18 protein-coding genes are annotated in these 24,789 nt (G+C 52.2%); 3 read left to right on the top strand and 15 right to left on the bottom strand.

Going from position 1 to position 24,789, the window contains the following annotated elements; genetic code table 11:
• Positions 1–509: 509 nt before the first annotated feature.
• The 8 genes from HX448_RS08595 to HX448_RS08560 all read right to left on the bottom strand — a co-directional run bounded on the left by HX448_RS08595 (position 510) and on the right by HX448_RS08560 (position 16,651).
• On the bottom strand, positions 510–10,787 hold the full coding sequence (locus tag HX448_RS08595) for a tandem-95 repeat protein (protein WP_190259857.1): 10,278 nt from the start codon (positions 10,785–10,787) through the stop codon (positions 510–512).
• Positions 10,765–11,112, bottom strand: coding sequence for a hypothetical protein (locus tag HX448_RS08590; RefSeq protein ID WP_102331498.1), 348 nt, complete (start codon positions 11,110–11,112; stop codon positions 10,765–10,767). Before HX448_RS08590 ends, HX448_RS08595 begins: the two co-directional genes overlap by 23 nt.
• Positions 11,113–11,249: 137 nt before the next feature.
• Positions 11,250–11,924, bottom strand: a complete 675-nt coding sequence (locus HX448_RS08585) for a response regulator transcription factor (RefSeq protein ID WP_102331600.1) — start codon at positions 11,922–11,924, stop codon at positions 11,250–11,252.
• A gap of 14 nt (positions 11,925–11,938) precedes the next feature.
• Complete coding sequence (locus tag HX448_RS08580) at positions 11,939–13,627, bottom strand: sensor histidine kinase (protein ID WP_102331497.1); 1,689 nt, start codon at positions 13,625–13,627, stop codon at positions 11,939–11,941.
• 388 nt (positions 13,628–14,015) lie between these two features.
• Positions 14,016–14,423 carry a pyridoxamine 5'-phosphate oxidase family protein gene (locus HX448_RS08575; RefSeq protein WP_102331496.1) on the bottom strand — a complete coding sequence of 136 codons (408 nt, stop codon included), beginning with the start codon at positions 14,421–14,423 and terminating at the stop codon, positions 14,016–14,018.
• Between the two features lie 50 nt (positions 14,424–14,473).
• Positions 14,474–14,890 (bottom strand): response regulator, encoded by a 417-nt coding sequence (locus HX448_RS08570; RefSeq protein WP_102331495.1) that lies wholly within the window; start codon positions 14,888–14,890, stop codon positions 14,474–14,476.
• A 96-nt stretch (positions 14,891–14,986) separates the two neighbouring features.
• Complete coding sequence (locus HX448_RS08565; protein ID WP_102331494.1) at positions 14,987–15,895, bottom strand: EamA family transporter; 909 nt, start codon at positions 15,893–15,895, stop codon at positions 14,987–14,989.
• Positions 15,896–16,177: 282 nt separating this feature from the next.
• The gene (locus HX448_RS08560; protein WP_102331493.1) at positions 16,178–16,651 is read right to left on the bottom strand and encodes an Hsp20/alpha crystallin family protein; all 474 of its coding nucleotides are present in this window, start codon (positions 16,649–16,651) and stop codon (positions 16,178–16,180) included.
• 352 nt (positions 16,652–17,003) lie between these two features.
• Here HX448_RS08560 and HX448_RS08555 point away from each other — a divergent pair, with 352 nt between their 5' ends.
• A complete protein-coding gene (locus HX448_RS08555; RefSeq protein WP_102331492.1) occupies positions 17,004–17,669 on the top strand; it encodes a peptide arginase family protein in 666 nt (221 codons plus the stop codon).
• 11 nt (positions 17,670–17,680) lie between these two features.
• Here the strand turns inward: HX448_RS08555 and HX448_RS08550 are convergent, their stop codons facing one another.
• The 4 genes from HX448_RS08550 to HX448_RS10615 all read right to left on the bottom strand — a co-directional run bounded on the left by HX448_RS08550 (position 17,681) and on the right by HX448_RS10615 (position 19,677).
• Positions 17,681–17,890: a hypothetical protein gene (locus HX448_RS08550; RefSeq protein ID WP_102331491.1), complete on the bottom strand. Its 210-nt coding sequence runs from the start codon at positions 17,888–17,890 to the stop codon at positions 17,681–17,683.
• Positions 17,891–17,997: 107 nt separating this feature from the next.
• Entirely contained in the window at positions 17,998–18,525 is a 528-nt protein-coding gene (locus HX448_RS08545) for a DUF488 domain-containing protein (RefSeq protein WP_102331490.1), read from the bottom strand.
• Entirely contained in the window at positions 18,522–19,436 is a 915-nt protein-coding gene (locus HX448_RS08540) for a DNA-3-methyladenine glycosylase family protein (protein ID WP_102331489.1), read from the bottom strand. Before HX448_RS08540 ends, HX448_RS08545 begins: the two co-directional genes overlap by 4 nt.
• Before the next feature lie 115 nt (positions 19,437–19,551).
• Positions 19,552–19,677: a hypothetical protein gene (locus HX448_RS10615; RefSeq protein ID WP_264294063.1), complete on the bottom strand. Its 126-nt coding sequence runs from the start codon at positions 19,675–19,677 to the stop codon at positions 19,552–19,554.
• Positions 19,678–20,291: 614 nt separating this feature from the next.
• On the opposite strand from HX448_RS10615, the gene HX448_RS08535 reads away from it, so the two are divergent.
• Positions 20,292–21,533 carry a hypothetical protein gene (locus tag HX448_RS08535; RefSeq protein ID WP_102331487.1) on the top strand — a complete coding sequence of 414 codons (1,242 nt, stop codon included), beginning with the start codon at positions 20,292–20,294 and terminating at the stop codon, positions 21,531–21,533.
• Here HX448_RS08535 and HX448_RS08530 read toward each other — a convergent pair.
• The gene (locus HX448_RS08530; protein WP_102331486.1) at positions 21,524–22,528 is read right to left on the bottom strand and encodes a DUF4870 domain-containing protein; all 1,005 of its coding nucleotides are present in this window, start codon (positions 22,526–22,528) and stop codon (positions 21,524–21,526) included. The two genes, HX448_RS08535 and HX448_RS08530, sit on opposite strands and share 10 nt — an antisense overlap.
• Before the next feature lie 208 nt (positions 22,529–22,736).
• On the opposite strand from HX448_RS08530, the gene HX448_RS08525 reads away from it, so the two are divergent.
• Positions 22,737–23,228 (top strand): DUF7000 family protein, encoded by a 492-nt coding sequence (locus HX448_RS08525; RefSeq protein WP_102331485.1) that lies wholly within the window; start codon positions 22,737–22,739, stop codon positions 23,226–23,228.
• 104 nt (positions 23,229–23,332) lie between these two features.
• Here the strand turns inward: HX448_RS08525 and HX448_RS08520 are convergent, their stop codons facing one another.
• Together HX448_RS08520 and HX448_RS08515 are read right to left on the bottom strand one after the other, a co-directional pair.
• Entirely contained in the window at positions 23,333–24,439 is a 1,107-nt protein-coding gene (locus tag HX448_RS08520) for a saccharopine dehydrogenase family protein (RefSeq protein ID WP_102331484.1), read from the bottom strand.
• Positions 24,440–24,463: 24 nt separating this feature from the next.
• The gene (locus HX448_RS08515; RefSeq protein ID WP_102331483.1) at positions 24,464–24,739 is read right to left on the bottom strand and encodes a hypothetical protein; all 276 of its coding nucleotides are present in this window, start codon (positions 24,737–24,739) and stop codon (positions 24,464–24,466) included.
• Positions 24,740–24,789 lie beyond the last annotated feature (50 nt).

Genomic DNA, 24,789 nt, shown 5'->3' with positions numbered 1-24,789 from the left:
TTGTCATTTGAATTTTCATTGTATTCATATTGACTGGAACGACTCGGAATTCACGTTCATTTTCTGCAAAACCGGTCCGGGGCCATTGAAACAAATGCCTGATTGAATCATTTGAGCAACCTTTTCTGTAAATAATGGGGCAGGGAAGAACGGTGGCTCCTGCCAGAATTGTTTCACCGAAGATTTCAAAAACCTTTTATGCGAAACAAATCCGGAAAATTCACGTTTGCTCCAAACGTGGGATTTGTTTTTAAAATCAAATGGCGTCAAAGCTATTTTTTTGTAAGGTGCGGCAACCAAGCATATTGACCAGGGGGCTGAACGGTTGGCAACACAAAAAGACCTCCGTAGAAAACATGTGCTATTCAGAGGGGAATTATAGCACGAGTGTTCAGCGTTCTGTCAAGCGTTTCATGTCGTTTTTGATGGAATATTTTACGACAAAAAAGAGGGGCGGGGAGAAATCCCCGCCCCTCTTGGTTTGGATTCGATGACGTTTTTGGCAAGTACTAGGAGACTGTGAATCCCCCTTTCAATGTACCTGAACCTCCAGACGTGGTTACTGTTACATCCCTTGTGCCGGCCTTAGTTTTGGAGGAGATGGTGATCTTGACGCTTATCTCGGTATCACTGACCACCGTGAGTTCAGTAACGGTTATTCCTGCTCCAAAACTCACTTTGGTAGCGCCATTAAAACCAGTGCCAGTTATGGTGACCACTTGTATCGTACTTCCTCTGATTCCCTCATCAGGATTGACTAATGTTACCGTTGGATTTGTAACCTGTCCGGCGGCTATGTGCGGGGCGACGATGTTGCCACCGGTGATTGGAAGGATCTCTTGAGAATCAGCCTGGTTGTCGTTGTCTGTGTCCAGAGAGAAGGGTTGTCCAAGCACGTTAAACCAGAACTGGTCAATGCCATCGCCGGGATTGTTGTTGTCGTCGATGTAGATCATGAACTCCTGGCCGCCCACATTGATTGGGTCACCTCCAGGAATGGGATTGGGGTACAAGTAAGTGCATTTGCCACTAAACGTCGCAATACCAGTGAGGTTATTCAAAGCCAACCCGTTAAGGGCGTTACTCTTGATACGATAGATGGAACCGTCGGGCAGGTGCGCAATGATCAACAGGCTACCCTGTACTTGCTGGCCTTTGTTGTTGTACTTCATAGTAAAGCCAAAGTTAGTCTTGGCGCCAGCCAGTGGGCTACCATCTTGGGGCCAGTTGAACCAACCACCGCCCGTGGTGAAGGCTGATGTAGGATCGTAAACCACGAACGCATCTTCACCCGGGGCAGCGGTATAGTAGGTATCAGTCAGCTTGACCTCAAGGGTGTAAGTTTCCAAAGGAATAGTACCTGTGTAACCAAATGTATAGGTTGCTTTGCCGCCGTTTGAAGCGAAGTCACCGATTTCGAAAGATTGGCGAACCAAATCAATTGGTGAACCACCACCAACCGGAACCAAACGAGCGGTGGCACTACCTTCTGTGAGTAGCTGAGATCCGGGATGACTGTCAGCCTGTTGAGAAACATAAACCGTGAAAACTTTTCCGTCGAGGTTCCCAACTCCAGAACCCGAAGCCGTAACGGGCTGAGCGACTATGTTGCCAGAATCGAAGGTGATTACAGCGGCCTCTTTTGTTACCGTGATGGTCACGTCATAGTAATCCGAATCAAGATCTTCATCTGTTACTGTGATACGGATTGTGTAGACACCGGGAGCCACATTGGCGATTCCATCGATGGTCCAGGTTGTGGTGCTAGTGCCATCTCCGTTGTTCACTGGGGTATACGGACTGCTGAGCGTCAGATCATCGAACAAGCCATCGTCAAAGGAAGCGGCTCCCAACTTCCACTGTGTTGAAGCGACTAAGGTGTCACCAATGACGTCTGTCGCTTCGATGGTGATGGTGGCAATAGGATCGCTGTATTGGACATTCTGAGTCTCTGGATCGCCATCAGAAATTGGGGCTACGTTGTTAACGGTGACAGTGATGGTGTCGGAGCCATAGGCCTCTTCGAGATCAGTTTCGGTGACGGTCACAGTGACGGTGTAGACACCGTTATCGGCGTAGGTGTGGCTCAGATTGAAAGTTTTGCCAGTGAGGGTTAGAGCCACAGTACCGCCCCCATCGCCATAATCAACGGTCGCTGTCCAGGTATCGTCACCGGGATCGGTGAATGAACCAGAACGGGTGAAGGTGGTGTTTTCGTCTATCGAAGCCGTTGCTGCTCCAGCATCCACGACTGGGGCGACATTATTCACCGTGACGATGATTGTTTCAGAGTCGGTTAGAGCACCGTCGGAGACAACCACGTCGAAGGTAGCGGTACTATTTCCATCTGCCGGTGTCCAGGAGAAGGCACCGGTTGAGCTACTGATCGAAGCACCGCTTGGGATGTCGCCGCTTGTACCATCAGCAAGGCTGAAGGTCTTGGTGTTGGCTGGGATATCGGCATCGGTAGCGGTGGCGGTGAATGTGAGGGCAGATCCCTCATTGACACTCTTAGGGCCGATAGCTCCGAGCACCGGGGCGACATTGACCTCGGCCACAGTGACCGTGATGGTCTCGAAGTCAGTAGCTGTACCGTCAGAGACAACGACATCGAAGGTATAAGTGCCGGGACCCTGGGCCTCGGTCGGTGTCCAGGAGAAGGCACCGGTTGAGCTATTGATGGAAGCACCGCCTGGGACGTCGCCGCTAGTACCATCAGCAAGGCTGAAGGTCTTGGAGTTGGCCGGCAGATCGGTGTCGGTAGCGGTGGCGGTGAAGGTGAGTGCCAACAGTTCATTTACATTCTTGGGGCCGATGACTCCCAGTACCGGGGCGACATTGACCTCGACAACACTAACCCTTCCTGTCACATCGGTATTGGTGACTCCATCGCTGACTCTGATGGTAAATGAATAGTTGCCAGGCCCCTGAGCTTCTGTAGGCGTCCAGGTGACGTTTCCGATCGTAGGATGTATTGTCATGCCGGCCGGAGCACCGATCAAGCTGAAGGTCAGCGTTTGAGTCGGCACGTCAGCGTCAGTGGCAGTAACCGCGGATCCCCAAATGGCCAATTCAGGGAACCCGGATCCATCGGGATAGAAAGTAAACACCGGGGCGACATTGACCTCGGCTACGGTGATAGTGATGGTTTCGAAGTCGGTCAGAGCGCCGTCAGAGACGACGACGTCAAAGGTGTAAGTGCCTGGGCCTTGTGCCTCGGTAGGCGTCCAGGAGAAGGCGCCGGTTGAGCTGTTGATCGAAGTCCCGCTTGGGACGTCGCCGCTGATACCATCGGCAAGGCTGAAGGTCTTGGTATTGGCCGGGAGATCGGCATCAGTAGCTGTGGCGGTGAAGGTGAGGGCTGCCAGTTCATTTACATTCTTGTTACCGATAGTGCCAAGTACCGGGGCGACATTGACCTCAGCCACGGTGACGGTGATAGTCTCGAAGTCAGTAGCTGTACCGTCAGAGACGACAACATCGAAGGTGAAGCTACCGGGTCCTTGAGCCTCGGTTGGTGTCCAGGAGAAGGCACCAGTCGAGCTGTTGATCGAAGCACCGCTTGGGACGTCGCCGCTGGTACCATCAGCAAGGCTGAAAGTAAAGGTGTTAGCCGGGAGATCGGCATCGGTAGCGGTGGCGGTGAAGGTGAGGGCGACCAGTTCATTTACGTTCCTGTTGCCAATGGAAGCTAATACAGGGGCAACGTTGACTTCATTGACGGTGACGGTGATCGATTCGGTGTCAGTAAGAGTAGCGTCAGTGACCTGAACGGTGAAGGTGTAGGGCCCAGGTCCCTGAGCCTCTGTCGGCGTCCAGGAAAAGACACCGAATGCGGAGATAGAGGCACCGGAGGGGGCGCCGACCAGGCTGAAGATCAGAGTCTGAACCGGCAGGTCAGTATCACCGGCGGTGGCAGTGAAGCTGAGGGTGGCCAACTCATTGACGCTCTTAGGGCCGATAGCCGCCAACACCGGGGCAACGTTGACTTCAATGACGGTAACAGTGATCGATTCAGTGTCGGTAAGAGTACCGTCGGTGACCTGAACGGTGAAGGTATAAGGGGCGTGGGGGCCCTGGGCCTCGGTCGGTGTCCACGAGAAGACACCTCCGGGGGTGATCGAGGCTCCGGAGGGGGCACCGACCAGGCTGAAGGTTAGAGTCTGAACCGGTACATCAGTATCACCCGCGGTAGCGGTAAAACCAAGAGTAGCCAACTCATTGACGCTCTTGGGACCTATAACCGCCAACACCGGAGCGACATTGACTTCATTGACCGTAACAGTGATGGTCTCAAAGTCGGTGAGTGCACCATCAGATACAACAACATCGAAGGTAAAGCTACCGGGTCCTTGAGCCTCGGTCGGTGTCCAGGAGAAAGCGCCGGTTGAGCTGTTGATCGAAGCACCGCTTGGGACGTCGCCGCTGGTGCCATCGGCAAGGCTGAAGGTCAGGGTGTTAACCGGCAAATCGGCATCGGTAGCGGTGGCGGTGAAGGTGAGGTTACCCAGTTCATTGACGTTTTTATTGCCAATGGAGGCCAACACCGGGGCAACGTTAACCTCATTGACGGTGACGGTGATCGATTCGGTGTCAGTAAGAGTAGCGTCAGTGACCTGAACGGTGAAGGTGTAGGGCCCAGGTCCCTGAGCCTCTGTCGGCGTCCAGGAAAAGACACCGAATGCGGAGATAGAGGCACCGGAGGGGGCGCCGACCAGGCTGAAGATCAGAGTCTGAACCGGCAGGTCAGTATCACCGGCGGTGGCAGTGAAGCTGAGGGTGGCCAACTCATTGACGCTCTTAGGGCCGATAGCCGCCAACACCGGGGCAACGTTGACTTCAATGACGGTAACAGTGATCGATTCAGTGTCGGTAAGAGTACCGTCGGTGACCTGAACGGTGAAGGTATAAGGGGCGTGGGGGCCCTGGGCCTCGGTCGGTGTCCACGAGAAGACACCTCCGGGGGTGATCGAGGCTCCGGAGGGGGCACCGACCAGGCTGAAGGTTAGAGTCTGAACCGGTACATCAGTATCACCCGCGGTAGCGGTAAAACCAAGAGTAGCCAACTCATTGACGCTCTTGGGACCTATAACCGCCAACACCGGAGCGACATTGACTTCATTGACCGTAACAGTGATGGTCTCAAAGTCGGTGAGTGCACCATCAGATACAACAACATCGAAGGTGAAGCTACCGGGTCCTTGAGCCTCGGTTGGTGTCCAGGAGAAGGCACCGGTCGAGCTGTTGATCGAAGCACCGCTTGGGACATCGCCGCTGGTACCATCAGCAAGGCTGAAGGTCAGGGTGTTAGCCGGGAGATCGGCATCGGTAGCGGTGGCGGTGAAGGTGAGGGCTACCAGTTCGTTGATATTCTTAGGCCCGATGGCGGCAAGCACCGGAACGACATTTACCTCGGCCACGGTGACCGTGATGGTCTCGAAGTCAGTAGCTGTACCGTCAGAAACGACGACATCAAAGGTATAGCTGCCGGGACCCTGGGCCTCAGTTGGTGTCCAGGAGAAGGCACCGGTTGAGCTGTTGATCGAAGCACCGCTTGGGACGTCGCCGCTGGTACCATCAGCCAGGCTGAAGGTCTTGGTGTTAGCTGGGAGATCGGCATCGGTAGCCGTGGCGGTGAAGGTGAGGGCTACAAGTTCATTGATATTCTTAGGCCCAATGGCGGCAAGCACCGGTGCGACATTAACCTCGGCGACAGTGACCGTGATGGTCTCGTAATCGGTAAGAGCACCGTCAGAGACGACGACATCAAAGGTGTAGCTACCGAGACCCTGGGCCTCGGTCGGTGTCCAGGAGAAGGCACCGGTTGAACTGTTGATTGAAGCACCGCTGGGTACAATGCCACTGGTACCATCAGCAAGGCTGAAGGTTAGGGTGTTAGCTGGGAGATCGGCATCGGTAGCCGTGGCGGTGAAGATGAGGGCTACAAGTTCGTTGATATTCTTGGGCCCAATCGCTCCGAGCACCGGGGCGACGTTAGCACTCGGATTCACGGTTATATTGACCGTGGCGACGTTAGAATCGCCGGAATTTTCGTCAACTACCTTATAGGTAAAACTATCGGTGCCGGAGAAACCGCCATTAGGTGAATAAATGACGTCAGCTTGATCCGAGAAGGGTATGGTCCAGGAACCCGGACTATTGATGATGTCAATCAACGAGCCGTGCGCGGGTTGTGTTACGATCGCGAAGAATAGATCGCGGGTCTCGATGTCAGATCCAGTAAGGGTTATTGTCTTGTTAGTCTGAAAATCGGTTGAGACTGTCTTGCCGTCAGCCACCGGCAAGTCATTCACCGAAGTGATAGTGATATTGACGGTAGCAATGTTCGAATCCACCGTTCCATCGTTAGCCTTGAAGGTGAAGGAATCGGAGCCGTAGTAGTTGGCGGCTGGAGTGTAGGTCACCGAGCTGCCGGAGACCGTGCCTAAGGTGCCGTGGCTGGGACTACCGATGATGCTGTACGTCAGTGGGTTGCCGTCGACGTCGGTTGCCGTCAGGGTGATGGCCTTGGCGGTGTCTTCGTTGGTGGATGTGGTTACGTTGGTAGCCACCGGGGCGTCATTGACGGCGTTGATGGTGATGTTGACGGTCGCGGTATTGGAATCCACCGTTCCGTCGTTGGCCTTGAAGGTGAAGGAGTCGGAGCCGTTATAGTTAGCGGCCGGGGTGTAGGTCACCGAATTGCCTGAGACTGTGCCGAGGGCGCCGTGGCTAGGATTGCCGACGATGCTGAAGGTTAGCGGGTTTCCATCGGCATCGGTTGCCGTCAACGTGATCGCTTTGGCGGTGTCCTCATTGGTGGAGGTAGTCACATCTGTGGCTACTGGAGCAACATTGACCGGGGCTAAATCGTCGTTGTTGATAGTCCCGACACCCACACCGTCGCCGATGTGCGCTCCTGTCGCGCTTATCAGGGTTACGTTGAAGTTTTCATTAGATTCGTAGGTAGTATCACCGATCACGGGGATGGAAATTGTGCCTGTGGTAAGACCAGCAGCGATAGTGAGTGTTCCGGAGAGGTTCGAGTAATCGCTGCCTGCTGTGGCTGAACCGCCCCCGGATATGTAGTCTGCTGAGACGGTTAGAACACTCGCATTGCTCAAAGTAACCGTGAAAACGGCATTAGTCGTTCCACTGTTGCCTTCGGATAATGTCACATCATTGATTGAAAGAGTAGAGTCATCGTTAGCAATAGTTCCTATACCTTGTGAATCCGAAATGATTGCTCCAGAGCTTCCTGTAAGGTTTACGAAGAAGGTCTCGTTGGATTCGAGAATAGCATCTGGGACTATTGGCACGTATAGTTGGTAAGTCGTCTGACCGGCAGGAATAGTTTCAAAGGAAGGAGTGCTGACGCCCGATATCTGGTAATCATCGGGATAAGAGCTCGCTGGGAAATCACCGGTTGCCGTGCCGTCCTGGGTTAACCATGTGAATGTGACAGGAGTAGGGCTCGAAGCGCTTAAAGTAACTGTGAATATCGCATTATGGGTGCCGCCCTGGTCTCCCTCAGCTATTGTGACGTCGTTGATTGAGAGTGCTAACGGCGGTGCCGCCCGCAGTACCAGGGACTGGGTAGTCCATTGCTCGAAATGACCACCAAATTGGGTGATGGTAGATGTCCGAATGCCAGTCGGGGAGGCAGGTGACCATGCCTGGTCAAACACGTAAGTGGCCGGCCAGGTATCTACGTAATTGGTCTCTCCCGTATGAAAATGAACGGAATTAAGCAGGGTCATGCCTGATGGTGTGCTGAATCCAGCTGGGACATAAGACCCAAAAACAGTCACCAGTCGGCCATTATCATAGCTCGGATGGACCGATGGTCCTTCGGCCGAAGTGCTAGACCCACCACCACCAGCCCAAACGTCGACCGGATTAGTGGTGTCTATCCCGGTATAGCGCACAATGGTACCGGTAGCATGATCCTCATACTGGTAAGTTGCAGTCCCGATAGTGAAACTGTATGTATCGGGATCAGTACCAGGCGAAGTACCCGCAAACCGGTAGAAGGTGGTGACCCTGGTAGGGCCACTGAGCGTTGTCCCGATCAATGTCCAGCCCACGGGAGGCGTTACGCTTAGATGCGTGTAATCTGTCATGTTCACAATACAGGCCAGCAGGAAATCCCCCGGGGCCGTCCCGGCGGGCTTGGCGATGCCTAATAGATGATTGCTTACTCCTCCAATCCCGCCAGAAGCTCCATTGGTGTTCTGATAGGAAATTATCGGGGTTGGGGCAGGGCTGTCATTGGCATTGATAGTGTAGGTGTACGAAACCACAGACCCCAGGCTTGCCCCAGTGGGGCTGGAAAGGGTAACTTGGACGGTCTCGCCGACGTTCTCATACTCGGCATCATTGATGATACTAAGAACGATGTTCTTGCTGGTCTCTCCCGCAGCGAAGTTGAGAATGCCGGATGATAGAGTATAGTCGGCGCCAAGCTTTGCGGTAGTTCCGGCCGGGTTAACCGCATAGTTTACCGACACCGGAATTGTGGCAGCAAATGAAAGATTGACCTGTAGATTCACGGTAGCCGTGCTCTCATCGCCGGCGGACCCGCTACTGGTGAAATAGACGGTGGGATCATCGTTCTGAATGGTGTAGGTATAGACCGTATTCGCCCCCAGGACCGCGCCCGAAGGGCTTGACAGTGTGACCTGGATAGTCTCATTGGGCTCATTTACACCGTCATTTACCACAGTGATAGGCACGTATTCGAGGGTATCTCCCGGAGCGAAGGTCAGGGTGCCCGCTACCAGGGTGTAATCGACACCGCCACCGGTGGCCGTGCCGCCGGAGATTGCATAGTTGACAGTTACCGGGGTAGCCCGGGATGCCGACAGCTGTACCGCCAGGTTGACGACGGTGTTGTTCTCGGCAGCGGTGGATGCAGAAATGTTGAAGCCTACAGAGGGCATAGGACTCCCTGCCCGCAGTACTAGGGACTGAGCGACCCACTGGACGCCATGCCCACCAAATTGGGTGACGGTAGATGTCTTAACACCAGTCGGAGAAGCTGGCGACCAAGCCTGGTCAAACACATAGGTGGCCGGCCAGGTATCCACGGGCCACGTATCTCCGGAATGATAATGCACAAAATTAAGCAGGGTCATGCCTGATGGTGTGCTGAATGCCTCCGGCACATAAGACCCAAACACTGTCACCAGCCGCCCATTATCATAGCTCGGATGGACCGATGGCCCTTCGGCTGAAGTATCAGACCCAGCAGCTCCACCCACTACATCGACCGGATTGACGGTGTCTATTCCGGTATAGCGCACAATGGTACCGGTAGCATGATCCTCATAAATGTACCCTGCAGTCCCGATAGTGAAACTGTAAATATCGGGATCAGTACCAGGCGAAGTTCCCACAAAGCGGTAAAAAGTGGTGATCCTATTCGGGCTGTTGAGCGTTGTCCCGATCAATGTCCAGCCCTCGGGCGCAGTAACGCCTGGATGCGTGATATCCGTTCTGTTCACAATACAGGCCAGCAGGAAATCTCCCGGGGCAGTCCCGGCGGGCTTGGCGATGCCTAATAGATGATTGCTTACTCCTCCAATCCCGCCAGAACCTCCATTGGTGTTCTGATAGGAAATTATCGGGGCTGGGGCGGATCCATCATCGTTGGTAATGGTATAGGTAAATTGGGTATTACCTGATAAATAGTATTCTGAACTCGGTTCAATGGTAATAATGATGGTTTCATCAACTTCATATTCATTATCTTCCAGTACATTAAAACCAATACTGGCAGAACTAGACCCAGTGTTAATAGTAAGGGGGCTGGTCGTAATCATGCTGAAGTCAGTACCAAGTTTAGCCGTGCCGCTGACGGTAAAATTGACTTCCACTGGCCCCTGTGCGTTTGAATTGAGGTTTACCCCCGCCCAGTAACCCGTGTTAGCCTCACTGGCAGTGGTTGAGGCAGTCGGAAAGTAAGCCCTGGGGGCTGCTTTGAAAGCGATGGTCTGGGCAACCCACCACAGGCCTGCTGCCGATGTTCGCTTGTCAAGACGACAGTCTCTAGAACCAGTGCTACCTGCAGATGCCATGTTCCAATCATAAGAAGCGATACTAGGGATATCGTAAGAACCAGATCCAGGATATGGGATAACATACTCATAAAGCGGAGTTAAAGCCGGAGAGTAAGAGCCCTGAATAAAAGAGTTGGAATCCGCAAGAGCGGTGTAACTTCCAAAAAAATTAATCACAAGATCATTGGCATAAGTGGTCGTCACTGATGGAGCCGAGGCAGTCACCAAATCGGTGTTGCCCTGACCCTGGCTTTCCGCAGAAACATCCACAGGATGGTTAACGTCTACTCCGGTAAGGCGTGTAATGCCGCCGCTCGCATTCCATTCTGAGGATGTAAACGTATAAGACGAAGGTTCACTGGAACCAGCGACTTTATAGTAGGTTACCATATCGTAGTAATGGCCGCTCTGGTTGGCATTGGTAGTCCTGATCAATTGCCAACTCGCGTCAGGGGGCGTCACCCACACATCGCTAAAAAAAGTCGTCGCCACAATACAAGCTACGAGCATATCACCCGTCACTGTGCCCGAAGGTTTGGCAATGGTAATAGTCATTCCTGTCCCGCTATTGGCATTTGTTGAGTTACCGGTAGTGATTGCAGCACTGACCGGAGCTGTCATCGAAATGGCCATTGTAATCGCGAGAACGAAAAAGATAGCGGGATATAATACCGATTTGAAGTGTTTACGCCACCAACCTTTTTTATTGATCCTTTGCGCTTCCATTGACCCCCTCCTTTATGGTTTGATCATTTTGGTCTATTACCCGCATTAATTCTGCGGTAGATAACTCTTTTAATTGCTTTCCCGACCAAACTTTGACGACATTAGTGTCCGGACTTACGCCGACGATCGTCAGTTCCGGATTTTCCCCGAGCAGAGTGAAGGCTTGCCGGGGACGTTGAGAATTCAGATCGAAGAAAATAATGTCGGGATTCAAGTTTCTGAGTCGGCCATTTTCCCGCAGTTCGTTGAGAGTTATAACTTCAAACTGGGGATGGCACTTCAGGCTCAAGCCTAAGGTGCCCAGGATAACGGAACTGCCGCACAAACAGATTCTTCGCCTGTTCATTTTGGTTCAGTGTGAATCTTAAGGACTAAAGTACCTGTTTAAAAGGTCTCAAGGGACAAAAAAAGGACAGCCCCCCAGAAAAAAGGGGCTGTCTCTGTGGACAGTCGGGGAATAACCTAGCGTTCTTCGGTTTTCATGCCAATTGAGCCCGCATAGGCCAATACCTGGGCCCGATTCTCCAGGTGCAACTTGTACATTATTTCGGCCATGTGATACTTGATGGTCCGGGGGCTTAGTGACAGCTTAGAACCTATTTCCTTATAGGTCAGACCCTCCGAGACCATGCGGAGGACCTCGTTTTCACGAGCGTTCAACCTGGTACCGGGAGTATTTTTGGGGGGGAGGTGAGGAGTAGGTGGCGCATCTTGTAAAGAGCTGATCCTGGCGAACTCATCCAGTAATTTGGTGGCCATTTCGGGAGAGAACGGCGGTATGCCCTGCGCCGCCAACTCCAGCGCCTCAACCAGGCTAGTGGCGTCCATGCTCTTTAACAAATAGCCGCAAGCGCCGGATTTGACGGCTTCGAACAGGTCCTTGTCTTCGGTTGAAGTGGTAAGTATGACGATTTTGGCTTCGGGCATCTCCGCCTTGATGAGACGGGTGGCGCACAGGCCATCACATTTTGGCATGCGGACGTCCATGAGAATGACATCCGGCTTGAGCTGGCGGGCTTGGGTCACAGATTGCAGACCATCGGTAGCCACTCCGGCAACTTCAATGCCATGAGCATCCAGCAGGTTTTGCAACCCTTCGAGCATCAATCTGTTATCGTCAACCAGCAATACTTTCATCATAAGTTCTCCATCTAAGCATTCGAAGGGGCTTCGAGTCTGATAACCGTCCCACCTCCGGGCGTTGATTCAATGACCATGGACCCGTTGATCGCGTCAAGGCGCTCATGCATAAAAGCCAGACCCAGGTGGCTTCCAGGCTCTGGTTCCAATTTATTGAGATCGAACCCGCAGCCATCATCGCCGACTTCGATAAAGATTCTGCCGTCATTTGTCTCAAGGCTCAGCTTGATGTTCTGGGCATTGCCATGTTTTCGCGAGTTAGTCAGGGCTTCTTGAATTATACGGAATAGCTGTAGCCCTATGACAGGTTCGATTGATCGATTTTCATCGGTTTCGGTCAGGTTGAGATCTGTGTGGATGCCATAATTCGCTTCAAAATTTCGCAGGTAACGTCTTAGTTCCGGGATGAAGCTCCACTCCTCATGAGGATTCGATCTCAGGTTCAATATGGATTCCCGGATATCGGCGTGCGCGTCTTTAGCCACTTCTACTAGCCTGCCAAGGATCGAATCGGCTTTCTCTCCTTTGCCCTCGTTCAACAACTTGCTTGCGGTCTGTGCCTGGAGGCTAATGTAACCCAACACCTGGGCAATACCGTCGTGTAACTCTCGAGCCAGGCGGTCGCGTTCCTCCAGCATGGTCACCGCTTTTTGCTGTTCGATAAGTTGGATTTGGGACTTCTTTTCCTCCGTTACGTCGTGCAACAGGAGGAGTTGACCCACAGCTTCGCCACCTCGGTCTGATAGTAGGGCCAGACTCAAATTATAATGGCGCTTGTTAGGGCCTTCCCCCAAAATGATCTCCGATCGGGGATTACCGTTCTTGTTCCGTTGCTTCAGAAGGTCAAGATTAATTCCCAGGATTTTATCCACATGCCTGGGATTTTGCTTGATGCCCATTTGTCCCAATATTGCTCGAGCTGACCTGTTCATGTCGACCAGGTGCCCCGAAGGATCGATAACCAACATTCCCTCGTGCATCTGATCCAGAACCGTCGCCCTGGCTAGCGGGACCGGATCCAGGATGTGGAAACGGAATAGAGCGATAGTGTACATCACAAAAGCAAAGCCAAACATAAAAACAATCGGATCTATAGATCCGGGCAAATTCAACTTCTGTGAATCCATGACTACGAAAATCCTGTTGGCTACCTGCCCGACCACCATCAAGGCAACCGGCCAGCGGTGACGTGGCGAACGGATGAACAATCGTCCGAGGATCACAAGACCAATCACGGCTAGGATCAGCGCAAAAGCCAGGGCCAGCCAATAAGCCGGACCGCGCGGCGCGATCACAGTTTCGTTCACTTGAAAGCTTTGCCACATCAGGTGGTGCAGGTTGTTGGTGAGAATGATGGCAGCGACCAGGAATGAAGGTATGATCAACCAGGTCATCCTGGATTTGGTCAGCCAGTAGCCCAGACCCGAATATTGGACCACAAACAGGAAGATTGCGGTTCCCAGCGGCAACTGCCACAGCCCCTGAAATTCAAACCAGAAGATCTTCGTTGACGTCTCTTCGGCGGCACCCTCCAGGATCAAGCCTGTGATCCAGAGGACTCCGAAAAGGGCGGCGAATGCCAGCGGACGGGCTCCAGTGATATCACGCCGGCTCCAGATGTACAACCCGAGTAATGCGAGAAGACCGGCTGCAATAGCTGTAGGCCAGAAGCCCGGACTATAGGAGTATGATCCGATCATATCACCAAAATCGCCCGATAATCAGCCGATTGAAAAACAAGTCAAGTTTAATCCTATCGATTATCCATTTCAATACAATAGATGTTACGGATTGAACCGTGCCAAATTCGGAGTTTAGTTGTGTTGGGCCATAGGTTTTCGGATTAGCAGATGAGGTGGTCGACGGTTTTCAACGAAACAAAAGGGATCTTCAGTGACCCCGGCTAATTCTTATATAGAGGAAATTTAAGAGTGAACTATGGTCATGAGCGGGCAGAAATGATGCTCGAGACTCGTTGAGAGACGGTCGCCCGGGCATGGATATTCAACGGGCGACGCCGTAGCGAAGTGGAAGGCGGCGGTTAAAAATGAAATGGGGGATGGTTTTTGAGCCATCCCCCGCCGGTAATTAGGCGATCTGCTTCCCGCCGTTTGGGCCGGAAGACTGGTCCCAGATTGATTCGACTGTCACTTTTACCACGTACTTCGGCGCCGGTAGTTGGGGCATAGCCTTGTGGATGGCTTCCGCGGTCTGGTCATAAAGGGGACCGCTTCCGATTTGCTCTGTTGATCCCTTGAACATATAGCCCCGCTTCGAGGCTTCGTCGAAAACCATGATCGCGGCGACCGGATTTTCGGCCAGGTTTGTGCGGGTTTTCATCGAGAACAGGTCGGCAAACACCAGGTGCTCGTCGTCGAGCAATCGAAGCGAACCCTTAATCGAAACGTTGGGAACTCCATTTTTCGAGGATGTAGCCACCCATCCCTGCTTCCCTTTCATAAACTCCTGAAGATCCTGCGGGATTTTAACGGCCATTATTGCGTCTCCTTTTTCTTCTATAACTCAGGTTTGACGCGTGAGAAAGTTCAGCGCGTCTTGATATCATCAGGCATTACCAGCGGCGGACTTACGAAGCGCCTGTTGGCTGCGGCTTCTCTGATTGCCGTAACCACATACTCGACTCCAGCTTCTTTTAGGACGTAGCCCAAGGCTCCAGCAGTGAGGGCGCTGACCACGAATGGTTCATCAGCGTGCATCGAGAGTACCACCACTTTGCTCGGATAGCCTTTCTGTCTGATTATTTTGGCAAGCTCGATACCGGTTGGAGGTGGCATGCTGATGTCGGTCACCAGGATATCGGGTCTCTGGTTTTCAACCAGGGCTAGGGCTTCGGAGCCGTTGGCAGCTTCGCCGACAACCTTTAGGTCAGGTTCCATCTCAAGCAGATTGCGGAGTCCCTGTCGGACTACTTTGTGGTCGTCGGCAATAACGATTGTGATCATGCCAGGCTCCAATTCTAAAGAGTTGGCTGATTATACGGCTCATTTATCAACTCAACAATTAGTAAAACTACCTAATTTTTAAGCCGTTTTTTTGAACTAGATGAACACAGCCGCCAGTCCTCCCACCACCGCCGCGGTGCCGATGCCTTTCATGGCCCACCCTTTCGGGCTCAATTTTTCACTGACCATGAATCCTGGAGCCAGCTTGCCGATAACCGCCGAAGAAATAAAAATTAGCAGCGGCTTGGCATTGAATACCGTTGAAGCCAGCGCCACCGGTCCCAGCTGGATAGTCCAGAACGCCATCACCGTGGCCACGGTGGCGATGCCCTGGTTGAACACCGTCAGATTGATCGCCTGTCTGGAATTTACCATCGAACGCAGGCTGGCCAGCACATCCCTCCGCAGGCAGAAAGCCAGGATGAGTATCGAGGCGATGAGGAAATCGAGCCCGGCCGCCGTCCAGAACGACATGTAGTCAAGGGCATACTTATTTATGACACTGCTCACGGCGGCTATAACTGCGACGCTCAGCAGCATGAGGAATGGTTTTTTGTGGAAATGCCCTTCGCCGGCGGCGTCCCAATTGAATGAAATGATGATCGCCCCACCGATAACCGCCGCGATGCCAAACCACTGGCGCAGCCCCAGGCTCTCTCCCAGAAATATCGTCGCCAGGATAGCGACAAAAACCGGTGCCGTGCTGGTCATAGGTGCGACCCGGGCGACGTCCTGGCTTTTCATCGCCTGAAGGATAAGCACCGAGGCGAACGAGGTCAGGATAGCGGAGGCGACAATCGCCCAGATCGGTGCCAAGCCGATTCCGGCAGGCAACGGAAAGAATATGAGCATAACAATGCTCGCTGGTAGCGTGAAAATACTGCACACCAGGATGTACGCTCTCATTCCGGGCATGCGCCGGGACATGAAATGACTGTCCAGCAGGCTGACCAGGGCGGAGATTATTGTTGTTGAGAAGGCAAGAATAAACCAGATCGGTGACATTGAAAAATTCCTTTCTAACTTGTGGTGGACGAACCGTTAGAAAGGCCGCTAGTCGAAAACGCAGACGGGGATGCTCACCACGGCGATGACAACACCGCCGGCCGTTAAGGCCGGATGTAAGGATCCTAGGTTTGCCGGGGGTAAAATTGAGTTTTTCATCTGAACGATTCCGGTATTATAAGAGCCCCGATGCCGAAATTCAAAAGCCATTTTGGATTGTGTTTAAGATAACAAAAAGGCCGGCATGTTCGCCGGCCTTTTTGTAGCTAACCGAAGCAGCTACTATTTTTCCTTTTTCCCGGGAGCTTCGATCACCTTATTGCCGCTTTGAACGGCCACCTTGATCTGCTTGCGCTTTTTTTCCTCGGCTTTTGGTAACGTGACGGTGAGGACGCCATGTTCATACGACGATTGGATGTGTTCCGTGTCGACATTCTCCGGCAGTCTCAACGCTCGGAAGAACGAACCATAAGCCCGCTCTCGGACAAGGTATCCTGACTGTTCCGATTCGGTTTCGGTCGAGCTTTCAGCTTTGAGCTCCAATACATTGTCTTCAACCGTGACCTGGATCTCTTCCGGCTTGACTCCCGGCAAGGAAGCCTTGACGATAATCTCGTCGCCTTCCTTTTTGACGTCGATCGGGATATCCCACTTCTCTACCGTTGTCGGGAACCGTCCGAGACCGCGCCATAACCTGTCGAACGTCTTGTCCATCTGCCTCAGTTCCTGGTAGGGGTCCCATCTTTGCAGCACCATAGACTATCTCCTTCCTTTTATTTTATTACTATTTGTTAGCACTCTCATTGAGAGAGTGCTAATTTCTTTATACCAAACTATTAACATTTCGCCAAATCCATTTATATCGATATAGATAAGTCTACAATTAAATCTGGAGAAAAAGGGCGAAATTACGGATTGATTCTCATTGGAAAACGGCCGGAGTTAAAATATCACCAGATATCTCATAATATCTCCAAATCAAGCCACCTGCGATTATGATTGAGTTGCCATGTGATTGCGGGGGGCTAAAAAATTTCCACAAACTATTGTTTAGCCGCTGGGGTGGGACTAGAATTCAACGGGTTGGATTTGCCTCTTGAGAGGTAAAATGCGCTGCCTTGACATCGATTTGGATTTTTTCCTGAATCGGGACGCGTATTATTCAGGCGATGACGCGCTGAGACTCGGCGAAAATTATCGGCCCTGGCAGCCTCGGCGGGTTCGCAGTTTTCTCGAAAATAATTGCGGCTTATCATTGGAGGTACCAGTCATCGGCAGAGTAATAGAAAGCCACGATCTGGTCCTGAGGTTTTGGCAAGAATTGATCGATTCCGGTTATCTCAGGGTGCCTTTCGATGTCATTCACGTCGATGCCCACCCGGACTTGTCAATCAGGGGAGGGATTTACCTGGTCGAAGGCAGGCTTTATGTTGATCCGGTACAAAGTCCGGCTGTTTTTGAAGATGACTACGTACACTCGGGCAATTACCTTAGCTACGCCATAGCTATGGGATGGGTTGCCTCCCTTACTTGGGTTCCTTTGCATGAACCACCTATGCGATCGAAAAGTGGTGCGCAGGGTGTGGAAAAGGGACAGCCGGGAATTGTTCAGCGGGATTGGGGCCCCGGGTGCCCGTTTGAGGTATTGTCCCGCCATCATTTCCAGACTCGCCAGCCTTTCGACTGCCTGATCTTGAGTAAGTCGCCGGCCTTTACCCCGGTGGCAAGCGATGCCTTGATACCTTTGATATCAAGCTATATGAAGATGGTCTAGCGTCTGAGTTTTCAGGGCTGCTGCCGGAAGTGGACATTCCACCGCAGGCATAATTCGTTCACAAATACGTTGATTGCCGGATCAGGCGTATCGTGCAGCTCAGCTAAAAAGCCGTGCAGCAACTCCCCGCCGCTCATCCCTGGTTCCGGTTCAGCGGGGCCCGGTAAATTGATATAAACCACCTCTGTCATGACTTTTTGATAATCGATTGAGGTGCCCATATCCAACTCCTTCAGTCAAACAATGACTGAAACCACTTTAGTCCCAGAAGATACCGATGTCAACGATTTTGGCGTTGAAATTTGGCCCCGCTAATATATTTCCACCGTCAACCAGGGATTCCCGGATACGTTATCTTTTGGCCTTCTACCTTTGCCCAGGAGGTGATTTCGTGGGGTTTGGTGATAATCGCGCTAAAGATATCCTGGACTTGAAAACCCCGCACCACTAGCGCGTCCCCGATGAGAGACCGGTGGCAGCGCCACGGCACCGCCTCCGAACACATTATTGCAGTGATCTTCTGGCGGGCGATGCCGATCAACTCATCCAGGCTCTCCTCGAACTGCGCGGTTTGCATGTAATCGGCGTAGCCGCGGAATGACGCGTTCCGCCATGCGGTGTTGATTGATGTTTTGCTTGGTTTTCTAAGGCCTCCCAACCCCGCGAGGTGGATATATTCGATGTTGTCGTGGGACAGCGACGATGCCAGGGTTTCGGCGTTGAATTGCGGATTACGCGCTGATCCCGGGATGGTTCTCACGTCTGCAACAGTTTGGACATTGAACGCATTGAGGATTTTCACAAACTCGTCGATTGTGCGGGTCGAATGACCGATAGTGAACACAGTTACGTTCATATCAGGCCTCGTGATCGCAGCCGCTCGAGCAGCAAATGGAAATAAACCATGCCCTGGTATGGCTGCCATGCGGAAGTTAAATCTTTTATTTGTTCGTAGTCCGGCTTAGCGTCAAGGCTGAACATTCGCTGGAGGTTGTTGCCTGCACCGACGTCGTCTCCAGGAAAACTGTCCAGCCTCCCCAACCCCCTCAGGAGTGCATATTCCGCTGACCATCGACCGATGCCACGGATTTCCATGAGGCACTTGACGATAGACTCGTTAGGCATCCTTTCCAACTCATTGAGGTTCATGGTTTTTTCTTGTATCGTTGTCGCTAACGCCTTAATCGATCGGGCTTTTTGACTGCTGAAACCGGCTTTCTTGATTTCTGCTTCGGATGCATTGGCCAGATCTTCTGGTCGCGGGAAGGCATATAAAACGCCCTCATTTTCTTCGAATCTTGCGCCGAATTGAACACACAAACGGTTGAGTATCTGTATCCCGGCGTCCAGCGATACCTGCTGGCAGGCGATGGCATTAACCATGGCTTCGAAAATGGATGGGAAACGCGGCGGTTTGACACCCTTGAACTCCCTGGCTAAACGGGCGATGATCGCGTTGAATTCGGTTAGTTTATAGAAGAGGCCAAGGTCGACATTTAGTCCCAGGACTTTGAGTGCCCATTGTCTGATTTCTTTTTCAAAATCAGGGGGAAGATCGGATTTGCTTTTTAGCTCTGCGATGACTTTTGGATGCGCTTCGGTTCCCGTTTGCGTGAGGTTGATAAGGATGATTTTCCCATCATAAACCCACGTGCGCGAATACCGACTCCCGTCCCATCGATCGACGATGTTCTTGTCTCGTCTCCGGAGTGCCCACACCGTGAGATCGAGGCGAAAAGGCGGTGTTGCATCGATGCTAAATTTCATTTACATTTTGATAATATCACGTCCAAGTGTTTGCTCGTATGGAACGGCAAAAATCGAAGGGACAAAAAAGAAGGGAGCTCAAAGCTCCCTTCTTGAACCAGCCCGAAAGTAATGTCTATTCGATAGGCATTTTCTGGGCTTTTGCCGCTCCCTGGTAGCGGTAAATGACGTTCCATCTTAATGACAGGTGATTGACGAAATCCTTGACCGTTTTGTCGGGCGTATTGTGCAATTCAGCCAAAAAGCCGTGCAGCAACTCCCCGCCCCCCAAACCGGCACCAATCGTATTTCTGTGACGGGTTCGTCGAAAACAAGGGAATGCCAGGACTTTTGGTCCCGGCATTCCATAGACTATTAGTCCGAACCAGCTGCTATTTTGAGGGGACGCTGGGGGGAGGGAGCTTAACCCTCGGTGGTTCGACAGTTGCCGAAGGTACCTTCACCCTGGGGGATTCTATAGTAGTTGGAGACAATTTCACTCTTGGGGGCGCAACCGAAGTGGGAGGCAACTTCACCCTCGGTCCATCGACTGTCACGGGTGGCACTTTCACCCTTGGTGCGTCCGTTGTGGGAGGCGGTTTAATCGGGGAATCATCTGCGAACACGGGAACTGCCAATATTCCAATCGCGATCAGCACTACGATTATACAAATGGGGAAAACGATCTTTTTCCGCATGTTGGTCACCTTCTTTGCTGTCTATAAAAGTATCACTATGTTTAGGCATTATCAAGACCCTATAGAGCAAACGGCCGATTGCCTGCCGCTATTGAAGGGGAGGATTTTTAAACAGGCTCCCCCTATCCCCCGCCCCGCTGTCGTGGTAACATTCAGCGTATCGAGAATACTTTAGGTAATGGCGATTGATTCATTGAAAAGCGTCATCGATCCGCCCATCGCCCAACTGGTGGGCGATTTCACCCGCATCTGGATGGAGGCGGGAGAAGACGTCGATTTAGGCCCTGCGATTGATGACGCCGTTCACGCCGTTCGAGAATCGCATCTTGACCGTTTCCTGGACCAGGCTCTGGAGGAATTCCGGCATCCCTTCACAACCCCAGAAGGTTTCTCCCTTCTTGAAGCCCGCATGCTCATCGGTCTAGCCCAGCTTGGCCAGGACGCATTCGACTTAACCCCCGCCCACCTTGAAATCCTCCTCCAGCGCGGTATGCCCCAATCCCTTGTCCAGTTCGCGCGAACAGCCCGAACGCATCGATCTATATCGGATGCTGAGACCTTTCAAGCCTCCCGGAACGTCGGCGTGATGAACACTCTGCAATTGATGCTAGGTCAACAGTGCCGTCTGACGCCTGCGGTTTTTGCTTACAGCATGCTGTATCCCTATTCCGATAACTACCTCGACAACCCCAGGATCCCGGCGGCAACCAAACGGGAATTCAACGGTCGCTTCGGACGCCGGCTTGCCGGAGAAATTGTCGCCCCGGCCAACCGGCACGAAAAACAGATATTTTCGCTGGTGGCGACGATCGAGTCTGAAAAAGACCGCGAGCTTATGCCCCAGGTTTATGACAGCCTGTTAGCCATTCACCGCGCCCAATCCAAAAGCTTGGATTTGGAAGGCATAAAACAGCCTGTTAGGGATGATGTACTGGCAATAACCCTCGAAAAGGGCGGCTCTTCGGTGCTTGCGGATGCTTATCTCATCGCTGAGAACAGGCTCACTCCGCAGCAGGTTAGATTCATTTTCGGGCTGGGCATTTTTCTACAACTGGTCGATGATCTTCAAGACCTGAAGCCAGACCTCAAGGGCGGCAACGTCACTTTATTTTGCCTGGCAGCGAAAGATTCCCGGGCCCTGGAATCGCTCGCCAACCGGGCTATCGCCTTCGGGAGGAAGGTGATGGACGATCTCGATGCGTTCTCGGCGCCCGGTATCGATCCCTTGAAACAAGTCATCCGCATGAGCGTCGCCCAATTGATGATCGGCGCCGCCTACCTCAGCCGGGAGTTCTTCGGTAGCGACCATTTATCCCGGCTCGAAGCCCATTTTTCCTTCCGCTTCACCCACCTGGATAAAGTCACAGCGACCCTCAAGAAGCAAAAGGTTTCATGGAAAAACACAGGTCTTCACGGATGATAACTTGTTTTGCCCGTGGAAAGATTTGCGACAAATTTAATGAATCGGACCAGTATGCCGATTCCCGTGCCGACCGCCGCTAATATCAATACCACTCTCACTCCGACCCGCGTGGCATCGATTGAAATGGCGTCCGGGAACGAACTGAAATCGAATGGGAAAATGTTTATCAGGCTGATGATCGCGGCGAGGGAAAAAATGTCGATAACCATCTTGACAGGTTCCCGGAGCAGGTATTTATCCCAAATAATGGTCATGATATTTCCTGCTATACCCACAAACAGCGCGACATTAAGTATCGGCAACCATTGGTGAAAATCCTGGTTCAGAATTGGATCCCTGGTCCATATCGTGACGCCGTTCGAAGTACTTCCGTGGTAAATAGCAATGTACTGGTGGTAGAAATTCATGAATATCAGCAATGCCGAGCACCATGCGATTGAAATGCTGGAACCAACGAGCCTCCCCGCCCGGCTCCCCGGCACATACTTCTGGGAGTCCGTTGCCGGCTTTGAAGCATTTTCCGCGCTTGCGGTTTGAGCGCTGTTGCTTAGAGAAGTTGAAGTACCGGATATTCCCGTCAATTGTCTGGCCAGGTTGCTGACTACGGGTATTTCAAACTCTTCGCCCCGGTAAGTTTTGACCATTAAGACTATCCAGAGCACAAGAGCCACGATAGACACGATAAATGAAATGACCCCGCCTGAGACCGGGATCCAGCCGAGGATCCATCCTGCAACTGAGAGCGGACCGAAGATCAGGATGGATTGGGTGGCGTGGAAACGGACTTTGGCGTTTTTTTGTTCGATGATGAGAAAAATGACGCCGGTAACCCACATACCTAGGTAGCACAGAAATGCCTCGATATTCGGTGAAAGCCCCGTGCTTGTTTTCTGGGAAGAGTCTGTCGGTTTTACCGACGTCTGCGATTCCCTTTCAATCCTGGCCTTTTCTTCCTCGTATATTTTCCTTCGTTCTTCTGGCGAAATTTCCATATTTGTACCCCGAAAGTCCGATAATAATACTCTTCTAGATTATATGGTAAATCTCACGAAACGTGGCAATCGTCCTCCCCGGCACCAATCCAAGAAATTTCGGTAGGGGCGACCCAGTGGGTCGCCCGCTATGTTGGAACAGTCGCCCGCAATCTGTTCTTCCGGTGCTATAATTTAGCCCACTGCGGAATTGCCTTCAGGAGATGAGATGACAACGTTTTCAGATTATGTCGCTGACTATCGGGAGCAACTTGCTAAGGGTGGTATCCAGCGAGTCTACCGTGGCTTGATGGAATTCATGAATGATTTGAAAGCACAATTCAACAGAAACTGTCCTCAATTGGGTGTTTCCTCGGGCTTATATCCGGGGTACCTGGATATGACCTATTTTGCGCTCGTCCCGCCGTCGCTGAAAACCCGGCAACTCAAGATCGCTGTAGTTTTCATCCACAGCACCGCCAGTTTTGAAGTTTGGCTTGCCGCAGCCAACCGGCAGGTTCAGGCGAAATACTGGGAATTGCTCAAGGGAAGAGATTGGGGGGAATATCGGGTCGTGACCCCGGGAAAAGGTATCGACGCTATCCTGATATACAACGTTGCTCCACATCCGGACTTCGATAACCTGGGTTCCCTTAAAAAACAAATTGAAGAAGGGACATTGAACTTCGTATCCCGCATTGAAGAAGTTCTTCGATCTTGAAAAGCCCACTCGGTTTTTTCAAGTCTTTGAATAGCAGCCCACCCGCTTTTTCCGACCTGGATAATCGCTCCGCCTGATACTCATCATGGAGCCGGCTGCCAGTTCTAATTCATGGTGCTTGAAACGATGACACCCATCGTTTTAACATCATCAAAGAGCCGTGTGGGCTCGGCGAGTTGCCCCATCATCCACACTCCAGGACGTCGGATTGACCCATCGAGGTACTGCTTCAGGCAGGCAACTACGGGGATCGCTGTGAGCTCATATCCATCGGCATGGGAGATTTTCGCTTTGAATGTAGCTGGTTTTTCGCCCTTTGTTCCCGCCGCCTCCGCCTGCAGCATCACCAGATACGGTGGCGTGGGGAAAGTCTGCATGCCCCACCACATCAACTTCCCCATTGGGCGCAGTCCTCGCCGCGGAGCCACCTTCAATCCCGCCATCACCACCGGTGTGATGATCCAATCGACAAACCAGTGGGAACTGGAGATATAAACGCCAATATCCTTCAGAGTCGGGTATGTAGCTGGCAGGTTGCGGATTTCCTCGAAGAACATCGAAAAACAGGTTCTCCTGCCGATCTCCCCGCCGAAATCGATCTTCCGGGTATCGTACGAACTCCTTTTTGTCCATTGGCCGTTTTTGAATACCTGGGCCTGGTAATGCTGGAAAACCTCCATCAACTCGTCGACGGCTTCCGAATATGGCAAACTCCGCCCCATATTCAGATAGCACCCGACTACGGCGCTATCCAGCCGGTCAAGGTTGGCCGCAGCGTAACGGACCATGGCGCTCGGCAGACCGGGGTGAAATCCGGCTTCGGTAATAAAGCAGAGCCCGGCTTCTTTAATCTCATTGTCGAGCCTCATTAAAAGGTCGAATTTTTTTGAATCAAGCTGGATATCCAGGTAGTCCACTTTGGATTCGATAGCGGCGCGGATTACCACCTCGGCATAATTGGTTGTCGGCGCAGCGGCAACCAGCATGTCAACACCTCTCAGACCTTCGACGAGGTCATTTTTTGAAGAAGCGTCGATTCGTCCCGCGGATGCGCGGTTGCCCTCGAATTTGGAGTTTAGCTCCTGTGCATACGAAAGTGCTTTGTCGAGGTGGCGGCCGGCAATCACCACCTCGCATTCAGTTTGTTCCAGCAGGTAGCGGGCGAGAAGCCTGCCCGTCATCCCATAACCGCCCAGGATGAGGATCTTCATTGATTCCCTCCTATGGTTTACAACCTAAATAATCCCTCCCCCCGCCCCCAGCCTCAAAGCCCCGACGACGATCGCGATAGCGCAGAGTGTTAAACCCGCAATCCCTAGACCCTTATTCGGCCCCCTGGTTACCCCGACTAAACTCAGGATGAAGCCGAGTATTGCGAAAGGGATATTCACCCAGTTGGTCCAACCCAGGAAAGGGATCAGGCCGACCAGGAAACCCAGGAAAGCAAGGATACCGATAACGAATCCGGCGATGCTCATTCTTACCTCGATTGACCTTTTGATATCTGCCATTCTATCTTTCCCAGATAAACCAATCAATTATTGGGACACGGACCTCTCGG

The organism is Dehalogenimonas etheniformans (assembly GCF_014672715.2).
Lineage (GTDB): Bacteria > Chloroflexota > Dehalococcoidia > Dehalococcoidales > Dehalococcoidaceae > Dehalogenimonas > Dehalogenimonas etheniformans.
The sequence above is the reverse complement of the archived record's forward strand: the minus strand, read 5'-3'. Positions and strand labels throughout refer to the sequence as shown.